Annotated in this window: 19 protein-coding genes and 6 tRNA genes; 8 read left to right on the top strand and 17 right to left on the bottom strand. The window is 66.8% G+C overall.

The annotated features are described in order from the left end of the window. Positions 1–64: 64 nt before the first annotated feature. The 8 genes from OP498_RS08905 to OP498_RS08870 form a co-directional block, all read right to left on the bottom strand. Positions 65–256: a hypothetical protein gene (locus tag OP498_RS08905; protein WP_280553274.1), complete on the bottom strand. Its 192-nt coding sequence runs from the start codon at positions 254–256 to the stop codon at positions 65–67. Positions 257–881: 625 nt separating this feature from the next. Continuing rightward, positions 882–969: transfer RNA gene (locus OP498_RS08900), tRNA-Ser, on the bottom strand. 116 nt (positions 970–1,085) lie between these two features. Continuing rightward, positions 1,086–1,589 (bottom strand): YiiD C-terminal domain-containing protein, encoded by a 504-nt coding sequence (locus OP498_RS08895; protein WP_280547626.1) that lies wholly within the window; start codon positions 1,587–1,589, stop codon positions 1,086–1,088. A gap of 2 nt (positions 1,590–1,591) precedes the next feature. Next, positions 1,592–2,152 (bottom strand): nitroreductase family protein, encoded by a 561-nt coding sequence (locus OP498_RS08890; protein ID WP_280547625.1) that lies wholly within the window; start codon positions 2,150–2,152, stop codon positions 1,592–1,594. A gap of 186 nt (positions 2,153–2,338) precedes the next feature. Further along, complete coding sequence (gene queF, locus OP498_RS08885) at positions 2,339–3,178, bottom strand: NADPH-dependent 7-cyano-7-deazaguanine reductase QueF (protein WP_280553272.1); 840 nt, start codon at positions 3,176–3,178, stop codon at positions 2,339–2,341. Continuing rightward, the gene (locus tag OP498_RS08880) at positions 3,175–3,948 is read right to left on the bottom strand and encodes an ABC transporter permease (RefSeq protein WP_280547623.1); all 774 of its coding nucleotides are present in this window, start codon (positions 3,946–3,948) and stop codon (positions 3,175–3,177) included. The genes queF and OP498_RS08880 overlap by 4 nt, the downstream gene beginning before the upstream one ends. Further along, positions 3,945–4,907, bottom strand: a complete 963-nt coding sequence (locus OP498_RS08875) for an ABC transporter ATP-binding protein (RefSeq protein WP_280547622.1) — start codon at positions 4,905–4,907, stop codon at positions 3,945–3,947. Before OP498_RS08875 ends, OP498_RS08880 begins: the two co-directional genes overlap by 4 nt. Positions 4,908–4,977: 70 nt before the next feature. After that, positions 4,978–5,409, bottom strand: a complete 432-nt coding sequence (locus OP498_RS08870) for a helix-turn-helix domain-containing protein (RefSeq protein ID WP_280547621.1) — start codon at positions 5,407–5,409, stop codon at positions 4,978–4,980. Positions 5,410–5,495: 86 nt separating this feature from the next. Between OP498_RS08870 and OP498_RS08865 the strand changes: the two genes are divergently transcribed. Continuing rightward, the gene (locus OP498_RS08865; RefSeq protein ID WP_280547620.1) at positions 5,496–6,062 is read left to right on the top strand and encodes a YIP1 family protein; all 567 of its coding nucleotides are present in this window, start codon (positions 5,496–5,498) and stop codon (positions 6,060–6,062) included. Positions 6,063–6,110: 48 nt separating this feature from the next. Here the strand turns inward: OP498_RS08865 and OP498_RS08860 are convergent. The 5 genes from OP498_RS08860 to OP498_RS08840 form a co-directional block, all read right to left on the bottom strand. Then, positions 6,111–6,186 (bottom strand) — tRNA-Glu (locus tag OP498_RS08860). Between the two features lie 14 nt (positions 6,187–6,200). Beyond that, positions 6,201–6,275 (bottom strand) — tRNA-Gly (locus OP498_RS08855). Positions 6,276–6,301: 26 nt separating this feature from the next. Beyond that, a tRNA-Glu gene (locus tag OP498_RS08850) sits at positions 6,302–6,377 on the bottom strand. 89 nt (positions 6,378–6,466) lie between these two features. Beyond that, positions 6,467–6,541 (bottom strand) — tRNA-Gly (locus OP498_RS08845). A gap of 23 nt (positions 6,542–6,564) precedes the next feature. Continuing rightward, a tRNA-Glu gene (locus OP498_RS08840) sits at positions 6,565–6,640 on the bottom strand. A 191-nt stretch (positions 6,641–6,831) separates the two neighbouring features. Between OP498_RS08840 and msrB the strand changes: the two genes are divergently transcribed. The 4 genes from msrB (at position 6,832) to htpX (ending at position 10,612) form a co-directional block, all read left to right on the top strand. Further along, positions 6,832–7,233: a peptide-methionine (R)-S-oxide reductase MsrB gene (msrB, locus tag OP498_RS08835; RefSeq protein ID WP_280547619.1), complete on the top strand. Its 402-nt coding sequence runs from the start codon at positions 6,832–6,834 to the stop codon at positions 7,231–7,233. Between the two features lie 91 nt (positions 7,234–7,324). After that, the gene (ylqF, locus tag OP498_RS08830) at positions 7,325–8,284 is read left to right on the top strand and encodes a ribosome biogenesis GTPase YlqF (protein ID WP_280547618.1); all 960 of its coding nucleotides are present in this window, start codon (positions 7,325–7,327) and stop codon (positions 8,282–8,284) included. Between the two features lie 76 nt (positions 8,285–8,360). Then, the gene (locus OP498_RS08825; protein ID WP_280553270.1) at positions 8,361–9,590 is read left to right on the top strand and encodes a pyridoxal phosphate-dependent aminotransferase; all 1,230 of its coding nucleotides are present in this window, start codon (positions 8,361–8,363) and stop codon (positions 9,588–9,590) included. Positions 9,591–9,706: 116 nt separating this feature from the next. Then, positions 9,707–10,612, top strand: a complete 906-nt coding sequence (htpX, locus tag OP498_RS08820; RefSeq protein ID WP_280553267.1) for a protease HtpX — start codon at positions 9,707–9,709, stop codon at positions 10,610–10,612. A 71-nt stretch (positions 10,613–10,683) separates the two neighbouring features. Here htpX and pdxB read toward each other — a convergent pair whose 3' ends face one another. Continuing rightward, positions 10,684–11,862 carry a 4-phosphoerythronate dehydrogenase PdxB gene (gene pdxB, locus OP498_RS08815; RefSeq protein WP_280553266.1) on the bottom strand — a complete coding sequence of 393 codons (1,179 nt, stop codon included), beginning with the start codon at positions 11,860–11,862 and terminating at the stop codon, positions 10,684–10,686. 121 nt (positions 11,863–11,983) lie between these two features. On the opposite strand from pdxB, the gene OP498_RS08810 reads away from it, so the two are divergent. Continuing rightward, positions 11,984–12,262: a hypothetical protein gene (locus OP498_RS08810; RefSeq protein WP_280547614.1), complete on the top strand. Its 279-nt coding sequence runs from the start codon at positions 11,984–11,986 to the stop codon at positions 12,260–12,262. Between the two features lie 170 nt (positions 12,263–12,432). Here the strand turns inward: OP498_RS08810 and OP498_RS08805 are convergent, their stop codons facing one another. Both OP498_RS08805 and rlmKL read right to left on the bottom strand, forming a co-directional pair. Continuing rightward, a complete protein-coding gene (locus OP498_RS08805) occupies positions 12,433–12,792 on the bottom strand; it encodes a glutaredoxin family protein (protein WP_280547613.1) in 360 nt (119 codons plus the stop codon). 79 nt (positions 12,793–12,871) lie between these two features. Further along, on the bottom strand, positions 12,872–15,079 hold the full coding sequence (rlmKL, locus tag OP498_RS08800; RefSeq protein WP_280553265.1) for a bifunctional 23S rRNA (guanine(2069)-N(7))-methyltransferase RlmK/23S rRNA (guanine(2445)-N(2))-methyltransferase RlmL: 2,208 nt from the start codon (positions 15,077–15,079) through the stop codon (positions 12,872–12,874). Positions 15,080–15,340: 261 nt separating this feature from the next. On the opposite strand from rlmKL, the gene rmf reads away from it, so the two are divergent. Then, positions 15,341–15,547 carry a ribosome modulation factor gene (rmf, locus tag OP498_RS08795; RefSeq protein ID WP_280547611.1) on the top strand — a complete coding sequence of 69 codons (207 nt, stop codon included), beginning with the start codon at positions 15,341–15,343 and terminating at the stop codon, positions 15,545–15,547. 102 nt (positions 15,548–15,649) lie between these two features. Here the strand turns inward: rmf and OP498_RS08790 are convergent, their stop codons facing one another. Next, positions 15,650–16,675, bottom strand: coding sequence for a quinone-dependent dihydroorotate dehydrogenase (locus OP498_RS08790; protein WP_280553264.1), 1,026 nt, complete (start codon positions 16,673–16,675; stop codon positions 15,650–15,652). Positions 16,676–16,876: 201 nt separating this feature from the next. Here OP498_RS08790 and mgtE point away from each other — a divergent pair, with 201 nt between their 5' ends. Further along, positions 16,877–18,229 (top strand): magnesium transporter, encoded by a 1,353-nt coding sequence (gene mgtE / locus OP498_RS08785; protein ID WP_280553263.1) that lies wholly within the window; start codon positions 16,877–16,879, stop codon positions 18,227–18,229. Positions 18,230–18,234 lie beyond the last annotated feature (5 nt).

Raw genomic sequence — 18,234 nt, 5'->3', positions numbered from 1 at the left:
CACGCAACACTCGCTACCGGCTGGTGGCTAGCCTTGGCCGGATGGGACTTGCACCCACTGGGTTTCACTTCATCCTTTCCACCTCCATCGGTTTCCCGGATGACCAGGCTTCGCCTGGCGCACTAACCATGTAGTCGAGCTGGATGGCTGGCTGTCTGCGCGGCTCCCAGACGATGCAGTCCATCACCACCGAGAAGGCGCGGCATATGCTCTTGGGGTCAGCCTCACGCAGCACCCAGGCATTCTTGATGCTCATCAGGTCGACCGACGTGAACACCTACGCATACGTCATTCGCTGGCCAGCCAAATTCGGACCGTGGCGCTGCAATAGACTACCTGATTACGCATTATGCTCAGCTACGCTACGAAAGCCCTCGAGAAACACCTTAATTTTCATAATGATATGCGCGTCACTACATTCAGGACGCCAGCCGGAGTCAAAACTCACGATGGGGAGATTTCTCCGCAAGAGATTGAATCGTAGGTACTTAACGACAGATCCTTCACTGCGGCTGAGTCTAGTGCGTAATCAGGATAGGCTATAGGCTGGAATGATCTCAAAGGTACCAGCACGCTGCGGGGCACGACACCACTGGCCCAGGATCGGCTGATCCAAGCCACGCTGTCGCGTCTTTTACCCTGCCCGGGACGCAACGACAACATCGATGTCGTGACGAGCCCTACTGTCGTTTCTATTTCGGAACATCCAAGGTTACGGTCGGATCGGGATCTGAAGCGGTAGGAATCCGCAAAGCCCTATCGGAGGGAATAGTCCAAGGGAGTCCTGAATGGACTTGTGGAACCCAGTCTCAAGGTGTGGGTTAAGGAGGCACCCAAAAACAAAAAGCCGCTGATGTCTCAGCGGCTCTTTCGATATTCAGTGGCGGAGGGGGAGGGATTCGAACCCTCGAAGCCTTTCGGCTTACGCGCTTTCCAGGCGCGCTCCTTCGACCGCTCGGACACCCCTCCGCATTGTGATTCTCGATTCGAGCGACCTCGGCTGCGCCGTGCCTTCTCCTCCAGAACGGCGCACAGCTTATCGACTTAAGTGCGCGATTGCAAGCCGTTTTCCCTTGATCACCCGCTCAGCTCGCGGGCAGCACGGCATAATCACCGCGTGCTTCCAGGCAGAGGGTGTCGCCGCACCAGAGCCGCTGAACCAGGGCGATGCGCCCCTTGCCGCGCTGCTCCAATCGCTCGGCCAGGGCGGCGGGCCCGTCGGCTGCTTCGGGCTCGCAGGTCAGGCAATAGTCGCCGGTCACCGGGGCCATGAAACGCTGATTGGCCTCGGCCACCACCACGTCCCGGGCGAGACCGCGGCGACGCAGCCAGAGGGTAGTCCAGCACCAGCCCAGCAGGGTCGTCTGGGCGGTAAGAGCGCCGCCGAAGCCGGTGCCCTTGTCATTCAGGCTGGGGGTGAGCGAGAGGGACCAGGCCAGGCAATCGCCATCACGGGTCATTTCGCGGATGCCCAGTGAGGGGACCATGGGGATCGCCTCGCCCAGCCAGGCGAGAAACGTGGCCATGTCGTCCTCGCCGCCGGCGGCAGGCAGCGGCAAACGCGGGTGGGGAACGCCGATCTGTCGCATACTCAGTCCCAGCGCTCCACGAAGGCCTCGATGTCATGCTCCGGCAGCGGCTTGTGGCGACCACCCAGCGTGCCCAGGTAGAGGAAGGCCACCACCTCGTCCTCCTCGCCAAGCCCCAGGCCCTTGCGCACCGTGGGGTCGAAGGCGTACTTGCCGCTGCGCCACATGGCGCCGAGCCCCTGGGCGTGGGCGGCGAGCAGGATGCCGTGGGCTGCACAGCCGGCGGAGATCACCTGTTCGATCTTCGGCACCTTGGGGATATCGGGCGTGATCTTGGCGATCACCGCGATGATCATCGGAGCGCGCCGCGGCTTCTTGCGCGCCGCGTCGAGGGCCGCGTCGCCCACGTGGGGATCCTCGCGGAACTCCGCCTCGGCGAACAGCTCGCCGAGACGCGAGAGGCCCTCGCCGGAGAACTCGATGAAGCGCCAGGGACGCAGCTCCTTGTGATCCGGCGCCCGCAGGGCCGCCCGGTAGATCGCCTCCAGCTGCTCGGGGCTCGGCGGCGGGCCCATTAGCTTGCCCATGGAGCTGCGTTCGTGCAGCAGCGTCATCGCATCCATGTTGCTCTCCTGTTCAGGTTCTAGCGGCACTCGAGGCTAAGTCCGAAAACTGCCTGCGCTCGGCCATACGGCGTTAAAAATTGGCTCAAAGTACTCATTTACACCGCGTAAACTCCGTCTTTTCGCCATTTTTTGCCTTGTCTGACCTTCGCTCGCCGACTTTTCAGACCAAGCCTACCCAAGCGGCTACTGCCGCGCCAGCCGCAGCGGCTCGGGCGGGCGCTCGCCGGGGGTGGCACGCCAGGGGCTGATGTCCAGCCCGCCGCGGCGCACATAGCGGGCCAGCACCAGCAGTCGCTGCGGCCGGGCGCGGGCCATCAGGTCCATGAAGATGTGCTCCACGCAGTGCTCGTGGAAGTCCTGGTGCTGGCGATAGCCGATCAGGTAGCGCAAGAGCCCCTCGCGATCGAGTCGTTGGCCCCGGTAGCGAATCAGCACGCTGCCCCAGTCGGGCTGGCCGGTGACCGGGCAGTTGGACTTCAGCAGGTGGGAGTGAAGCGTCTCCTCGACGATCGCCTCATCGCTCACTCGCAGGTGCTCGGCGCTGGGCGTGTAGTCCGTGACCTCGATGTCCAGGTCGTCCAGGCATTCGCCGGGCAGGCGACGCGGCGAGAGCGCCTCGTCGTCGATGTCGAACAGCACGACGGAGACCGGCGCACCGGCGGCCACCGCCAGGTCGTGCTCCAGGATATCGATGACCGCCTGGCGACTCTCGACGCGAGTCTGGTTGAAGCTATTGAGGTAGAGCTTCCAGGACTTCGACTCGATCAGGTTCGGCGAGTCTGCCGGCAGGCGGAAGCGCGCCACGGCGACCCGCGGCTTGCCGCGAGCATTGAGCCAGGAGACCTCGAAGGCGTGCCACTCGTCCTCGCCGACGAAGGGCAGTGCGCCCTCCTCGATGCCCAGCGGCGCGCGATTGGCGGCGCGGGGGATGGGAAAGAGCAGCCCGGCGTCATAGTGCGCCGGGTAGGCGGCCTCGCGCCCCAGGGGGGCATGCGCGAGGGTGTCGGGACGATGGTGGCTCATGAGCGAATCCCCTTGCCATGCTCCAGCATCCACAGCGCCAGCCCGAAGAGCACGCTGATGAAAGCCAGGATAGCGGCCAGCGCCCAGCCCACGGGGATGTCCGAGACGCCGAGGAAACCGTAGCGGAAGACGTTGACCATGTAGAGGATGGGATTGAGCATCGACACGCCCTGCCAGAAGCTCGGCAACAGCGAGATGGAATAGAACACCCCGCCCAGATAGGTCAAGGGCGTGAGAATGAAGGTCGGCACGATGGAGATGTCGTCGAACTTCTTGCCTAGCAGGGCGTTGATGAAGCCGCCGATGGCGAACAGCGCCGCGGTAAGCACCACCACGAACACCGTCAGCAGCGGGTGCGCGACCTCGAGCCGGGTGAAGAACAGCGACACCCCGGTGACGATCAGCCCCACGCCGAGGCCGCGGGCCATGCCGCCCAGCACGAAGCCGGTGAGGATCACCCAGTTGGGCATCGGCGAGACCATCATCTCCTCGATGGAGCGCTGGAACTTGTTCGAGAAGAAGGATGATGCCACGTTGGAGTAGCTGTTGGTGATCACCGCCATCATGATCAGCCCCGGGACGATGAAGTCCATGTAGCTGTAGCCATCCATCTCGCCGATCCGCGAGCCGATCAGGTTGCCGAAGATGATAAAGTACATGGTCATGGTGATCGACGGCGGCAGCAGGGTCTGCGGCCAGATCCGCGTGAAGCGCTTGACCTCCTTGTGCACCAGGGTCCAGAGGGCGATGGCGATCTGGGTCGGATTCATGCGCGCGCCTCCGTTGCCTCGGCCGCCGCCTTGTTGCTGTTACCCTGCTCCACCATGGAGACAAACATCTCCTCGAGCCGGTTGGCGCGGTTGCGCATCGACATCACCTGCATGCCCTGCTCGCTGAGCGCCGCGAAGACGTCGTTGAGGCGCTGGCCGCGATGCACCACCACCGCCAGCTGGGCATCGTCCACGCGGTTGATCTCGAAGCCCTCGACCTCGGGGGCCGCCTCCACCGGATGGGCGAGGTCGAACAGGAAGGTCTCGGTATCGAGCTCGGCGAGCAGCTGCCGCACGCTGGTGTCCCGGATGATCTCGCCGTGGTTGATGATGCCCACGCGGCGGCAGAGGCTCTCGGCCTCTTCGAGGTAGTGGGTGGTGAGGATGATGGTGGTGCCCTCGTCGCGATTGATGCGGCGCATGTACTCCCACATGCTGCGGCGCAGCTCGATGTCCACGCCGGCGGTGGGCTCGTCGAGGATCAGCAGCCTCGGGCGATGCATCAGCGCGCGGGCGATCATCAGCCGGCGCTTCATGCCGCCGGAGAGCATGCGGGCGCTGCCGTTGCGCTTGTCCCACAGACTCAGGTCGCGGAGCAGTTCCTCGGCCCGCGGCAGTGCCTCGCGACGCGACATGCCGTAGTAGCCGGCCTGGGCCAACACGATATCGATGACCTTCTCGAACTGGCTGAAGTTGAACTCCTGAGGCACCACGCCGAGGTGGTACTTGGCACGGGCGAAATCCCGGTCGATATCGGTACCGAAGATCGCGACGCGGCCCGCCGTCTTCTGCACCAGCGAGCAGACCACGCCCAGGATGGTCGACTTGCCGGCGCCATTGGGCCCGAGCAGGGCATAGAAGTCGCCTTCGGCGACGTCGAGGTCGATGCCCTTCAGGGCCTGGAAGCCATTGCCATAGACCTTGGTCAGGCCACGGATGGACAGTGCCGGTTCGGCCATGTGCGATCCCGTCAGAGAGAAATGGAAGTCGTCGCGAGAACCCCGTGAGATGGGGATGGCCCGGGAAACTTCAAGGTTCGCCCTCCCAGCCCGGCAGCGAGAACTCCTCCTGCAGGTGGCGAAGCTCGGGCTGGTGCAGGGCCGCGATGCGCTCGGCCAGGTCGGCGCCCCTGGCCAGCAGGTGCACCTCCATGCGGCGCCGATCCGCCCGCCCGGGGCGGCGCTCCACCAGGCCCGCCTCCTCGCAGCGCCCGACCAGAGCCACGGTGCCATGGTGCTTGGCCTGCAGCCGCTCGGCCAGCTCCCCCACGCTCGCCCACTCGCGCCCCGCGAAGCCCTTCAGATGCAGCAGCAACTGATACTGCAAGGGGGTGAGGCCATGGTCACGACAGATGTCCTCGCCCTGGCGCAGGAAGCAGCGCAGCCGGTAACGGAAGTGCGACAGGCGCTCGAAGTCCTGCTTGGTCAGGGGCTCGGGGCACGGATCGAGGTCTCGGGACATGGTGGACTCCTTGACAGCGGGCAACACGAGGACTAATACGTATCATAACATGATACAAAACACCGAGCCTGACCACGAGGTGCCCCATGAATGCTATAACCCTCTTCCGCCTGCCCTTCTCGCGCACTACGGGCTGGAAGGAGCTCCAGCAGCGGCGGATCCCGATCCCGAGCCTGGCCTGGCTGGTGGTCCTGCCGATGTCGCTGCTCCCCCCGCTGATGCTCTACTACGCCGGCACCCACTACGGTGACGGCTTCGTCACCGGCTTCGCCGAACGCCCCTGGCGCTTCATTACCACCATCCTCTTCCTGGCCGAGTTGCTGACCTTCTTCGTCATGGGCTGGCTGATCCACGCCGTGGTCAACGGCCAGGAGGAACTGTCGATCGACTACCACGATGCCTACCTGCTGGCCGCCATGGCCCCGCTGCCGCTGTGGAGCGCCTCGCTGGTGCTGTTCGTCCCCAGCCTGCTGCTCAATGCGCTGGCCGTGCTGGTGGCTCTGGGTATCTCATGCAGCCTGATCTACCACGGCCTGCAGGGGCTGTGTCGACGCGGGGATGACGACATGGTGGCCCAGTCGGCGACCTATACCATCATGGCGGCCGGCGTACTGGCGTGGGGCGTGCTGATGGCCGCGGTCTGGGCATACTGATCCGCCCACCTGGAGCGATGGCAGGAAGGGAGTGACATGCTTACGAAGTGGCGTCCCATAGGGGGTTCGAACCCCTGTTACCGCCGTGAAAGGGCGGTGTCCTAGGCCACTAGACGAATGGGACGTATTGGTGCTGCTTGGAGCGGGAAACGAGATTCGAACTCGCGACCCTCGCCTTGGCAAGGCGATGCTCTACCACTGAGCTATTCCCGCAGGTCTCGCGCTGTCAATACCGGAAGTGGCGTCCCATAGGGGGTTCGAACCCCTGTTACCGCCGTGAAAGGGCGGTGTCCTGGACCACTAGACGAATGGGACACATGGAGCGGGAAACGAGATTTGACCGGGCTGGCGCTCCAGCTCGTGAGCCGAGCCTTGGCCTGATCAAATACGCTACCCAATTCAAATGGAGCGGGAAACGAGATTCGAACTCGCGACCCTCGCCTTGGCAAGGCGATGCTCTACCACTGAGCTATTCCCGCACTCCGGTACCTGATGAGTCGAGTGGCGTCCCATAGGGGGTTCGAACCCCTGTTACCGCCGTGAAAGGGCGGTGTCCTGGACCACTAGACGAATGGGACGCAATGTCTCGCCTCGTCGAGGTGCGGCGAATATTACCCAGCACCCGGGAAGCTGTCAAGCGGGTATCGCCGGGCGTTGATATCGCGTTGCCGATCCTGCCGCGCAACTGGAAACACCCGCCCGTGTTGATGTCAGAATGGAGGTGACGCGTGCCGGGCCTGCACCCGGCTCCATGACGAGGAGAGAGGCCATGCGCAGCAAGATCCAGAAGAGCGATGCCGAATGGCAGCAGCAGCTGACGCCAGAACAGTACCGCGTCACCCGCGAGAAAGGCACCGAGCCGCCCTTCAGCGGCCGCTACCACGTGAGTGACGAGCACGGCATCTACCACTGCGTCTGCTGCAACGCCCCGCTGTTCGAGAACGAGCACAAGTTCGACGCCGGCTGCGGCTGGCCCAGCTTCGACCGCCCCTTCACCCCGGGCTGCGTGACGGAACAGACCGATACCAGCCAGGGCATGCAGCGCAACGAGGTGACCTGCGCACGCTGCGACGCCCATCTCGGCCATGTGTTCCCCGATGGCCCGCAGGCGACCACCGGGCTGCGCTACTGCATCAATTCGGTGGCGATCCAGTTCCACGCCGGGGAGTAGACCCCGGCCCGCCACCGCCCGCCCCTGACACGGCCGGCCATCTGCTATGATGGGCGGCCGTTTTCATACATGCTCATGCAGGAGAGGCGCGATGCTCGGCTGGTACCCGGGACACATGAACAAGGCGCGCCGGCAGATCCTCGAGGCGCTGCCGGAGATCGACGTGGTGATCGAGGTGCTCGACGCCCGCCTGCCCTACTCCAGCGCCAACCCCATGCTGGCCGAGCTGACCCGCCACAAGCCGGTATTGAAGATCCTCTCACGGGCCGACCTGGCCGACCCCGAGCGTACCCGCGAGTGGACGGCCTTCTTCGACGCCCAGGACGACACGCGGGCCCTGGCGGTGACCACCACCCAGGCGCGCGAGCTCAAGCGCATTCCCAAACTTTGCCATGAGCTGGCCGGCCAGGTACGTGCGGACCGCGACGTGCGGGTGATGGTCATGGGCATTCCCAACGTGGGCAAGTCGACCCTGATCAACGGCCTGGCCGGGCGCACCATCGCCAAGACCGGCAACGAGCCGGCGGTGACCAAGCGCCAGCAGAAGGTGCGCATCGGCGGCCGCGTGGCACTGATCGATACCCCCGGGGTGCTGTGGCCCAAGATCGAGGACCAGGCCAGCGCCCATCGCCTGGCCGCCAGCGGCGCCATCCGTGACACCGCCATCGACTACGTGGAGGTCGCCGTGGTCGCCGCCGCCGAACTGGCCAGGCGCTACCCCGAGGCCCTCAAGGCACGCTACAAGCTCAAGACCCTGCCCGAGTACGCCCCCCACCCCGAGGCCGACCGGGTCGAGTCTGATGGCCCGGTGCGGATCGACCTGCTCGCGCTGGCCGGCTTCGACGGCCATGCGATACTCGCCGAGATCGCCGCCAAGCGTGGCGGGCTGCGCCCCGGTGGCGAGGTCGACCTGCACCGCGGTGCCGAGGTGCTGCTCCACGAACTGCGTGACGGCAAGCTGGGCCGGTTGACCCTGGAGACGCCGGCGGACATCCCGCCCGAGCCCGACGCCACCGACGCAGTTGGTGGCAGCGGTGCCGAGCCCGCATAATCACCGGCATCAATGCCCCGAGACGACGCCCGCCCCGGCAGAGGCGGCACACCGACATCACTGGATCTCAGCGCCCATGGACACTCCCCCGATCAGGAAATCGCACAAGCTCGAGAACGTCTGCTACGACATCCGCGGACCGGTGCTCGAGCACGCCAAGCGGCTGGAAGAGGAAGGCCAGCGCGTCCTCAAGCTGAACATCGGCAACCCCGCCCCCTTCGGCTTCGAGGCGCCGGAGGAGATCCTCCAGGACGTGATGCGCAACCTGCCCACTGCCCAGGGTTACTGCGACTCCAAGGGGCTCTACTCAGCGCGCAAGGCGATCATGCAGGAGTGCCAACGCAAGGAGATTCCCGGCGTCGGCATCGAGGACATCTACATCGGCAACGGCGTCTCCGAGCTGATCGTCATGACCATGCAGGCGCTGCTCAACGATGGCGACGAGGTGCTGATCCCGGCCCCGGACTACCCGCTGTGGACCGCGGCGGCCAACCTCTCTGGCGGCCATGCCGTGCACTACCTGTGCGACGAGCAGGCCGACTGGGCGCCGGACATGGCCGACATCCGCGCCAAGGTCACCGCCCACACCCGGGCGATCGTGATCATCAACCCCAACAACCCCACCGGCGCCGTCTACCCGCTGGCGGTGGTGCGCGAGCTGCTGGAGATCGCCCGGGAACACGACCTGGTGGTGTTCTCCGACGAGATCTACGACAAGATCCTCTACGACGGGGTCGAGCATGTCTCCACCGGGGCGCTGGCCGGCGAGGACCAGCTGGTGGTGACCATGAATGGCCTCTCCAAGAGCTACCGCTGCGCCGGCTTCCGCTCTGGCTGGATGATCCTCTCGGGCCACCTCGCCAAGCAGCGCGCGGCCGACTTCATCCAGGGGCTGACCATGCTGGCCTCGATGCGACTGTGTGCCAACGTGCCGGCCCAGCACGCCATCCAGACCGCGCTGGGCGGCTACCAGTCGATCAACGACCTGATCCTGCCCGGTGGACGTCTGCTGGCCCAGCGCGATATCACCGTCGAGAAGCTCAATGCCATCCCCGGGGTCAGCTGCACCCGACCCAAGGGAGCCCTCTACGCCTTCCCGCGGCTCGACCCCAAGGTGTTCAACATCCGGGACGACCAGCAGCTTGTGCTCGACCTGCTGCTGCAGGAAAAGATCCTGCTGGTGCAGGGCACGGCTTTCAACTGGCCCAACCCCGACCATGTGCGCATCGTCACCCTGCCCTGGGCCGACCAGCTCGAGGACGCCCTGGACCGCTTCGCCCGCTTCCTGTCGCGCTACCGCCAGTAGCCGGGGCGACGCCGGCCCGCCGCTTGAAACCCGGCGGGCAAGCGCGTATCTAAGCAACAGCTTGTGCAGGCCGCCGTGCGCGGCGCCCCCTTCCCGACGACTGGAGATTGCCGGCAATGATGAGAATTCTGCTTTTCCTGGGCACCAACCTGGCCGTGATCGTGGTGGCCAGCATCACCCTGCGCCTGCTGGGGGTGGAGGGCTACCTGACCGAACAGGGCATGAACTTCAATGCCCTGCTGATCTTCTGCTTCATCTTCGGCATGGCAGGCTCCATGGTCTCGCTGTTCATCTCCAAGTGGATGGCCAAGCGCAGCACCGGCACCGTGATCATCGAGTCGCCCTCCAACGCCACCGAGAAGTGGCTGGTGGATACCGTGGCGGAACTGGCCCGCGACGCCGGCATCAAGACGCCGGAAGTGGGCATCTTCCCGGCTCAGCAATCCAACGCCTTCGCCACCGGCTGGAACAAGGACGACGCCCTGGTGGCGGTCTCCGCCGGCCTGCTCAACCGCATGCGCCCGGAAGAGGTGCGCGCGGTGCTGGCCCACGAGATCGGCCACGTGGCCAACGGCGACATGGTCACCCTGGCGCTGATCCAAGGCGTGCTCAACACCTTCGTGATGTTCTTTGCGCGGGTGGTCGCCCAGCTGGTCGACGGCTTCATGAGGAGCCGCAGCGACGGCGAGGGGGGCCTGGGCTTCATGGGCTACTTCGCGGTGGTAATCGTCGCCGAAATCGTCTTCGGGCTGATCGCCTCGGCGATCGTCGCCTGGTTCTCGCGCTTCCGGGAGTATCGCGCGGACAGCGCCGGCGCACACCTTGCCGGCAGCGGGGCCATGATCAATGCCCTGGCCCGTCTCAAGGCCGAGACCGAGATGCCGGACCAGATGCCGGACACCCTGCGGGCCATGGCCATCACCAAGGGCCAGACGCGCTCGCTGATGGAGAAGCTGTTCGCCAGCCACCCGCCGCTGGATGATCGCATCCGCGCGCTGAAGGAAGCGGCCTACCGGCAGTAACCCCCTGCCAGCCGATACGCAAGCGGGCCCGCCAACCGGCGGGCCCGCTGTCGTTTGCCGCGCCAACGGCGTCAGGCAGTGGCGGTATCGACCCGGAAGCCCACGCCTGACAGCAGCGGCGCGAGCTCCCGGGCCCCCTCGCGAAGCTCGATGTCGAGGGTCGCAAACTCCCGACGCAGCGGGTAGCCCGCCCGGCAGGCATCGAAGCCCTTCGCCATGCCCTGGCGACGCGCCTCGCGGTACAGGCTGTCGTGGTCACGCCGCACGTCATACACGCTGCGCAGGCACAGGCGTAGCGCCTCCTCGGGGCCAAGGCCGCCGTCCAGGACCAGACGCGTGACGGGGGGCGGGGGCGCGAGGTCGGCCAACGTCAGGCGCGCCGGCAGGCCGGCATGCCGGGCCAGGGCGCGATAGATCCGGTGGGTGCCGCGCAGCTTGCCGTCCAGGCTGTAGCCGGCGACATGCGGCGTGGCGATGGCGGCGAGATCCGCCAGGCCGGTGTCGATGGCGGGCTCGTGCGCCCAGACATCGAGCACCGCGGTGACATCGCCCTGCCCCGCCAGCCGCTGTCGCAGCGCCTGGCCATCCACGCAATCGCCGCGTCCGGCGTTGAGCAGCACGCTGCCCGGGGCCAGGGCGGCGATGCGCTGGGCATCAAGCAGGTGGTGCGTGGGGTGAGGCCCCTCGGTCACCAGCGGGGTATGCAGGCAGAGCACGTCGCATTCGCCGATCAGGGTGTCGAGCTCCACGAAGCCGGCCAGCCCCTCGGCGCCTTCCGCCTCGACGCTCTCTGTTTCAACCCTGGGCGGGTCGCAGGCCAGGCAGTCGACGCCCATCGCCGAGAGACGCTCGAGCAGCCGCCCGCCCACGTTGCCCACCCCGACGATGCCCACGCGGCGCTCGGCCAGCCGCCACCCCTGGCGCTCGGCCAGGGTCGCCAGGCTGCCCAGCACGTAGTCCACCACCGCCTCGGCGTTGCAGCCCGGGGCGCTGGCGAAGGCGATGGCCCGCTCGGCCAGGGCCCGCTCGTCCACGTGATCGGTGCCGATGGTGCAGGTGCCGACGAAGCGCAGCCGGGAAGCACGGGCCAGCAGGGCCTCGTCGACGCGGGTGATGGAGCGCACCACCAGGGCATCGGCCTCGCGCAGCGCGTCGGCATCGATCTCGCGCCCCGGCAGGCGGATCACCTCGCCCAGTTCCCCGAAGCAGGTCTGCGCGGCGGGCACGTTGGCGTCGACGACGATTCTCATGGCTGAACTGACTCCCGGTTGGCTGGTGATACGACTTGTTCAGTGTGCCCAAGCCCTTACAATAGCGCCAAATGTCACTCGCGCGCCGCGGCCTGCGGCGCCCTCCACCTCGGGAGCTGCCGTGATCGTCCGCTGGGAAACCGACCATGACTATGTGCTGGTGCATGTCCATCGGGACATGTTCGGCGACTGGATCTTCAGCCGTGCCTGGGGGCAGATCGGCACCCAATTCGGCGGCCTGAAGCATCGCCTGGCCGATGACCACGTCCAGGCGATGATGTGGCTGGCCGACGAGACCACCATCCTGTCCTCGCGGGGCTTTCGCAAGGTGCTGGAAGTGGAGGACGAGAGCGCCGAGGGACGCGACGCCGTCAGCCAGCTCTCACTTCTCGAGCCGTAAGCTGGAAGCTGGAAGCTGGAAGCTGGAAGCTGGAAGCTGGAAGCTGGAAGCTGGAAGCTGGAAGCTGGAAAGGCAGCTTACTGCCGACTCATCCGCCGACAAGGTACTTCTTCAAGCTTCCAGGCGCGAAGCGCCGCTCTTCCGGCTTCCAGCTCCGCGCGCAGCCCGGGTCACCCCAGATAGCGCCTGCCGCCGCGCAGGGTCGCGCCCTTCGCCGCCCTCTTCGTCACCCCGGGCGACGTCTCGCCACTGAGCGGCTTCTGCAGCTGCTGCCAGGCCGTCTCGTCCAGCCAGCCCCTGGCCGCCAGCCAGTCGGCCAGGCGGTCGGGCTCCATGCCGCGATCCAGCTCCTGCCCCGCCTCGTCCACCAGGACCGGGATACGGACCCCGTAGCGCGCGACCAGCCCCTCGTCCTCGCTGATCTCGACCCGCTCCAGCCGATACGGCACGGCGCAGAGAGTCACGAGCAACGCCTCCAGCTGCTCGCAGAGGTGGCAGCCCAGGGTGGTATAGAGGCTCAACCGAATCACGACGCCTCCCGATGACGGATCAGGAAGCCGTGGTGCAGGTCCGGGCGACGCTGGCCGGATAGAGAGTGGATCGAACGCTTCATGCCGAGGCCTCCCGGTGGCGGATCAGGAACACATGGTGCAAATCGGGGCGGCGTTGAAAGTCAGGATCGAACGTCTTCGCCGAGATATCTTCGACGTGGAACGGCTCGGCGAGGTCCGCATCCAGCGTGAAGCGCCGCTGATTGTTGGAGAATACCAGGGTCCCCCCCGGCGCCAGGCGTGCCATGGCCAGGCGCACCAGCCGGCCGTGGTCGCGCTGGACGTCCAGGGTATCGGCCATCTTCTTGGAATTGGAGAAGGTTGGCGGATCCAGGAAGATCAGGTCGAACTCGCCGCCGGCGGTCTCCAACCAGCGCAGGCAGTCGTCGCGCACCACCCGATGGCGTCCCGGGTCGAGCCGGTTGAGGGCGAAGTTGTCCCGGGCCCACTCCAGGTAGGTGTTGGAGAGGTCGACGCTGACGCTCTCGCTGGCCCCGCCGGCCGGCTCCGTGCCCTCTTTCTGTGACCCCAGGGCGGCCTGAACCGTGGCGGCCCCGGTATAGCAGAAGAGGTTGAGGAAACGCTTGCCGGGGGCCATCTCGCCAAGCAGGCGCCGTACCGGGCGATGGTCGAGAAACAGGCCGGTGTCCAGGTAGTCGCGCAGGTTGACCCACAGCCGCGCCCGGCCCTCGTGCACCTCGAAGCGCTCACCACTGGCCGCCTGCTTGTGGTACTGCGCCTTGCCGCTCTGTCGCTCGCGACGCTTGACCACGACCTTACCGGGGTCGACACCGAGCACGTCGGGAATCACGCCCAGCGCCTCGAACAGCCGCTTCTGGGCCTGGGCGGCATCGACGGTTTTCGGCGCCGCATACTCCTGCACGTGCACCCGGTCGCCGTAGAGGTCGATGGCCAGGGCATACTCGGGCATGTCGGCATCATAGAGCCGGTAGCAGCTCTCGCCGCTCTTCTTCAGCCACTTCTTCAGCCGCCGGCGGTTCTTCTCCAGGCGGTTGGCGAACATCTGCGCCCCCTCGGAGCGCGCGGAGACGGCCTCCCCGGAGGGCGACTCCTCCGCCTCGGGAATCGCCATCAGCAGCAGCTTCGCCTCCAGCGGGCCGTTGCGCAGCGAGTACTGCTTGTGGGCCCGCAGCCCGATGCGATGTCCGAGGTCCGGGTTGGCGGTGAAGACCGCCAGCTGCCAGCCAGGGAAGGCCTGCTTGACCCGCTCGCCGAGCTGGCCGTAGAGGCGCACCAGTTCGGGAAGCTCGCCGAGGCGCTCGCCGTAGGGCGGGTTGGTGATCACCAGCCCGCGGTGAGTGTCGAGCAGCCCCTCGGGGTGCGCGAGCCCGGCCAGGGAGGCCCCCTCGAGCTCGATCAGCGCCGGCACGCCGGCACGCATGGCGTTGGCCTTCGCCGCGGCCAGCGCCGGGGGGCTCTCGTCGAAGCCGTAAAGCCGCGAGCGGCAGCGCTTGCGCCCGATGCTGGCCCGCGCCTCGGCCTCGCGCTTGAGCTCCCGCCAGCAGCGCTCGTCGTGGCCGACCCAGCCGTGAAAGCCGAAGCGCTCCCTGGCAAGGCCGGGGGCGATGTCGGCGGCCATCAGGGCGGCCTCGATCAGCAGAGTACCGGCACCGCACAGCGGGTCGACCAGCGGTGCGCCCTCCCGGGCCAGCGCCGGCCAGCCGGCGCGTACCAGCAGGGCAGCGGCCAGGTTCTCCTTGAGCGGCGCATGGCCCACGTCACGGCGATAGCCACGGCGGTGGAGGCTGTCGCCCGAGAGGTCCACGCCCAGGGTCAGCCGCCCACGGTGCAGGTGGGCATAGAGGCGCAGGTCCGGCTGCCGTGTATCGACGTCGGGCCGCGGCCGGCCCTCGGCATGGAGGCGGTCGACCACGCCGTCCTTGACGGTCTGGGCACCGAAGCGGGTGTGGCGGATCGCCTCGGCGCGGCCGTGGAAGTCCACCGCCAGGGTCGCGCCCGGCGCGAGGTGGCGCCGCCAGTCGATGGCCGCGGCGGCGGCACGCAGCGCCTCGGGGGTCTCGATGCCCTCCTCCTGCGCCAGGCAGAGCACCAGCCGGTTGGCCAGCCGCGACCAGAGGCAGATGCGGTAGGCGCTCTCGAGGCTCGCGCGCAGGTGGACCCCGGCCACCGTGGTCTTGCCGGGGACGGCACCCAGGGCGGCCAGCTCGTCGGCCAGCAGCAGCTCGATGCCCCGCGGGCAGGTGGCCAGAAGATCGAGTGAATCAGGGGAGTGCAGTTCAGTCATGACATATCCATCGGCGTGGGGCCTAGCCGGGGTGAAGGCGTGACGGGCAAGTGAACGCCTTGTTACAAATCATCGGTCGACAATCGTCGTCATCCTGGGCTATCAATGGGTGAGTAGCTACTGAATGACGCATGCGTTCTGTCAGCGGGCCTCGAGTCGTCGTGCAGCACGGAGTTGCCGCAGAGACCGATGTCGCCCGGGCAACATGAGTCCGGTCTCGAGACCGGGTTCTGATCGGTACCTTCATCAAGAGGTAGTCCAATGAAACGACAGAAACGTGATCGCTTCCAGCGTGCCTATGTTCATGGGTACAAGGCGGGTCTCTCAGGTCGTTCCCGCGATGACTGTCCAAGTCAGGAAATCAATCTACGCGAGTACTGGATGAGCGGTTGGCGTGAAGGTCGTGGGGATCAATGGTCCGGCATGACGGGAGTCTCCGGCATTCACAAGAACCCCATGGTGATGTGACCCCCGCATTCACCGGGTCATCAGCCCATCGTCAGAGGTGTTGACGAACATATCAAGCCCATGGCCATGCCATGGGCTTTTTAGTGGCCGCCCGCCGGGCCCTCACTGCCCGGCGAAACGTGCCTGCAGCGCCCGGGCACACTCCCCCACCAGCGCCGGCCCGCGATAGATGAAGCCCGAATAGAGCTGCACCAGGTCGGCGCCGGCCGCCACCTTGGCCACCGCCGCCTCGCCGCTGTCGATGCCGCCCACGCCGATGATCGGCATGCCGGGAAGCCGGCGGCGCAGTTCGCGGATCACCGTGTTCGACGGCTCGAATACCGGCCGACCGGAGAGCCCGCCCTGCTCGTCGGCATGCACAAGCCCCGCCACCGCCTCGCGGGAGACGGTGGTGTTGGTGGCGATCACTGCATCGATGGCATTCGCCTCGAGGGAGCGGGCCACCAGGCCGACCTCCTCGGGGCTCATGTCGGGGGCGATCTTCACCGCCAGCGGGAGGCGGCGACCGGACGACGCGTCGAGCCGGCTCCCCTCCTCGCGCAGGGCACCGAGCAGCGCATCCAGGTGCTCGCCGAACTGCAGATTGCGCAGCCCCGGGGTATTGGGCGAGGAGAGGTTCACCGTGATGTAGTGCGCCTGGCCATGTACCTTGCGCAGGCAGGTCAGGTAGTCGTCCACCGCCTGCTCCACCGGGGTGGTGAGGTTCTTGCCGATGTTGATGCCGATCACCCCGGCGTAGCGGCTCGCCCGCACACGGGCGACCAGGTGATCCACCCCGGCGTTGTTGAAGCCCATGCGGTTGATGATGGCGCCGGCCTCGGGCAGGCGGAACAGCCGCGGCCGGGGGTTGCCGTCCTGGGGCAGGGGGGTCACCGTGCCCACCTCGACGAAGCCGAAGCCCAGCGCGCCCAGGGCATCGAGATGGTCGGCGTTCTTGTCCAGCCCGGCGGCCAGGCCCACCCGGTTGGGAAAGTGCAGCCCCATCAGCTCAACCGGGTCCTCGACCCGCCCGCCGCCGAGTCGCTCCGCCAGGCCCAGGCGATCGGCCAGGTCGAGCCCCTTCAGGGCGACTCCGTGGGCGGTCTCGGCGTCCAGGCGAAACAGCAGCGAACGGGCGAGCGAATACATGGCGACTCCGGGCAAGGGGGCGAACGGGGCCGCAGAGTATAGCAGTGCCGCGGGCGGGACACGACGCCGACGCCTCGCCAGGCGCCCGACGACCTGCGGCCCCGCGGGGCAGCCAGGGGCCGTTCTGTGATCTACTGTAGGCAACGTCGCGGCGATCACGGCCGGGTGGGCCGTGCAGCCTAACAAGCCAGGGAGATCCATATGGCCGATACCACCGAAACCCTCGAGGACCGCCTGTCCCGCATTCACCGGGCGCTGAGTGACGAGCGGCTCGATGCCGTCGACGACGTCCTGGCCGACCTGGAGCCGGCGGAGGTCGCCCTGCTGCTGGAGTCGCTGCCGCCAACAGCGCGCATCAAGCTGTGGGAGCGGGTACCGGGCGAGGTCGACGGCGAGGTCCTGCTTCACGTGCACGACGAGGTGCGCAGCACCCTCATCGATGACATGGACCCTGCCGAGATCGTGGCCGCCACCTCGGGTCTCGATACCACGGACCTCGCCGAGATCTTCGAGGACCTGCCCCAGCAGGTGGCCGAGGACATGCTGCGCTCGATGGACGAGCTGCAGCGCAGCCGGCTGCAGGAGACGCTCTCCTTCGAGGAGGACAGCGCCGGCCGCCTGATGCGCACCGACACCATCGCCGTGCGCGCCGACGTCAGCCTGGAGACGGTCAAGCGCTTCCTGCGCTGGAAGGAGACGGTGCCCGACAACACCCATGCGCTGATGGTGGTCGACCGCAACGGCTTCTTCGTCGGAGTGCTGCCGCTGGCTCGCCTGGTGTCCAACGACCCCGAGATGGCCGTCGCCGACCTGATGGACCACGAGGTGGACAGCATCCAGGTGACCATGCACTCCCGTGACGTGGCCACCCTCTTCCAGACCCACGACCTGGTCTCCGCGCCGGTGGTCGACGAGACCGGCCTTCTGCTCGGGCGCATCGTCATCGACGATATCGTCGACGTGATCCGCGAGAACTCCGAGCAGGCACTGATGAACATGGCCGGCCTGGACGAGGAGGAAGACCTCTTCGCGCCGGTGATGCCCAGCGCCAAGCGACGCGCCGTATGGCTGGGCATCAACCTGCTCACCGCCTTCCTGGCCTCCTGGGTCATCGGCCGCTTCGAGGATGCCCTGGACAAGATCGTGGCCCTCGCGGTGCTGATGCCCATCGTCGCCAGCATGGGCGGCATCGCCGGCAGCCAGACCCTGACCCTGGCGATCCGCGGCCTGGCCCTGGGCCAGATCAGTCGCACCAACAGCAGCTGGCTGCTGCGCAAGGAGATCGGCATCGCCGCCCTCAACGGCGTGCTCTGGTCGCTGGTGGTGGCCGTGCTCGCGGTGCTGTGGTTCGACAGCATCGCCATCGGCGTCATCATCGCCGCGGCACTCGTGATCAACATGCTGGCCGCCGGCATCGCCGGCATCGTCATCCCGCTGATGCTCAAGCGCTCGGGTATCGATCCCGCCCTCTCGGGGTCGGTGATCCTGACCACGGTGACCGACGTGGTGGGCTTCATGGCGTTCCTGGGACTGGCCACGCTGTTCCTGCTGTAACCGCT

The sequence above is a fragment of the Halomonas sp. 25-S5 genome, assembly GCF_029889845.1.
Classification (GTDB): domain Bacteria; phylum Pseudomonadota; class Gammaproteobacteria; order Pseudomonadales; family Halomonadaceae; genus Halomonas.
Note: the sequence above shows the minus strand (reverse complement) of the source record. Positions and strands in the feature narration are given on the sequence as shown.

Excerpts from the sequence above, each read along its gene's own strand:
- queF (WP_280553272.1), bottom strand. The coding sequence starts at position 3,178 with ATGAGCCACCATCGTCCCGACACCCTCGCGCATGCCCCCCTGGGGCGC.
- OP498_RS08825 (WP_280553270.1), top strand. The coding sequence starts at position 8,361 with ATGGACACTCCCCCGATCAGGAAATCGCACAAGCTCGAGAACGTCTGC.
- ylqF (WP_280547618.1), top strand. The coding sequence starts at position 7,325 with ATGCTCGGCTGGTACCCGGGACACATGAACAAGGCGCGCCGGCAGATC.
- mgtE (WP_280553263.1), top strand. The coding sequence starts at position 16,877 with ATGGCCGATACCACCGAAACCCTCGAGGACCGCCTGTCCCGCATTCAC.
- OP498_RS08905 (WP_280553274.1), bottom strand. The coding sequence starts at position 256 with ATGAGCATCAAGAATGCCTGGGTGCTGCGTGAGGCTGACCCCAAGAGC.
- OP498_RS08875 (WP_280547622.1), bottom strand. The coding sequence starts at position 4,907 with ATGGCCGAACCGGCACTGTCCATCCGTGGCCTGACCAAGGTCTATGGC.
- msrB (WP_280547619.1), top strand. The coding sequence starts at position 6,832 with ATGCGCAGCAAGATCCAGAAGAGCGATGCCGAATGGCAGCAGCAGCTG.
- htpX (WP_280553267.1), top strand. The coding sequence starts at position 9,707 with ATGATGAGAATTCTGCTTTTCCTGGGCACCAACCTGGCCGTGATCGTG.
- OP498_RS08890 (WP_280547625.1), bottom strand. The coding sequence starts at position 2,152 with ATGGATGCGATGACGCTGCTGCACGAACGCAGCTCCATGGGCAAGCTA.
- OP498_RS08865 (WP_280547620.1), top strand. The coding sequence starts at position 5,496 with ATGAATGCTATAACCCTCTTCCGCCTGCCCTTCTCGCGCACTACGGGC.
- OP498_RS08790 (WP_280553264.1), bottom strand. The coding sequence starts at position 16,675 with ATGTATTCGCTCGCCCGTTCGCTGCTGTTTCGCCTGGACGCCGAGACC.
- pdxB (WP_280553266.1), bottom strand. The coding sequence starts at position 11,862 with ATGAGAATCGTCGTCGACGCCAACGTGCCCGCCGCGCAGACCTGCTTC.
- OP498_RS08895 (WP_280547626.1), bottom strand. The coding sequence starts at position 1,589 with ATGCGACAGATCGGCGTTCCCCACCCGCGTTTGCCGCTGCCTGCCGCC.
- rmf (WP_280547611.1), top strand. The coding sequence starts at position 15,341 with ATGAAACGACAGAAACGTGATCGCTTCCAGCGTGCCTATGTTCATGGG.
- rlmKL (WP_280553265.1), bottom strand. The coding sequence starts at position 15,079 with ATGACTGAACTGCACTCCCCTGATTCACTCGATCTTCTGGCCACCTGC.
- OP498_RS08880 (WP_280547623.1), bottom strand. The coding sequence starts at position 3,948 with ATGAATCCGACCCAGATCGCCATCGCCCTCTGGACCCTGGTGCACAAG.
- OP498_RS08870 (WP_280547621.1), bottom strand. The coding sequence starts at position 5,409 with ATGTCCCGAGACCTCGATCCGTGCCCCGAGCCCCTGACCAAGCAGGAC.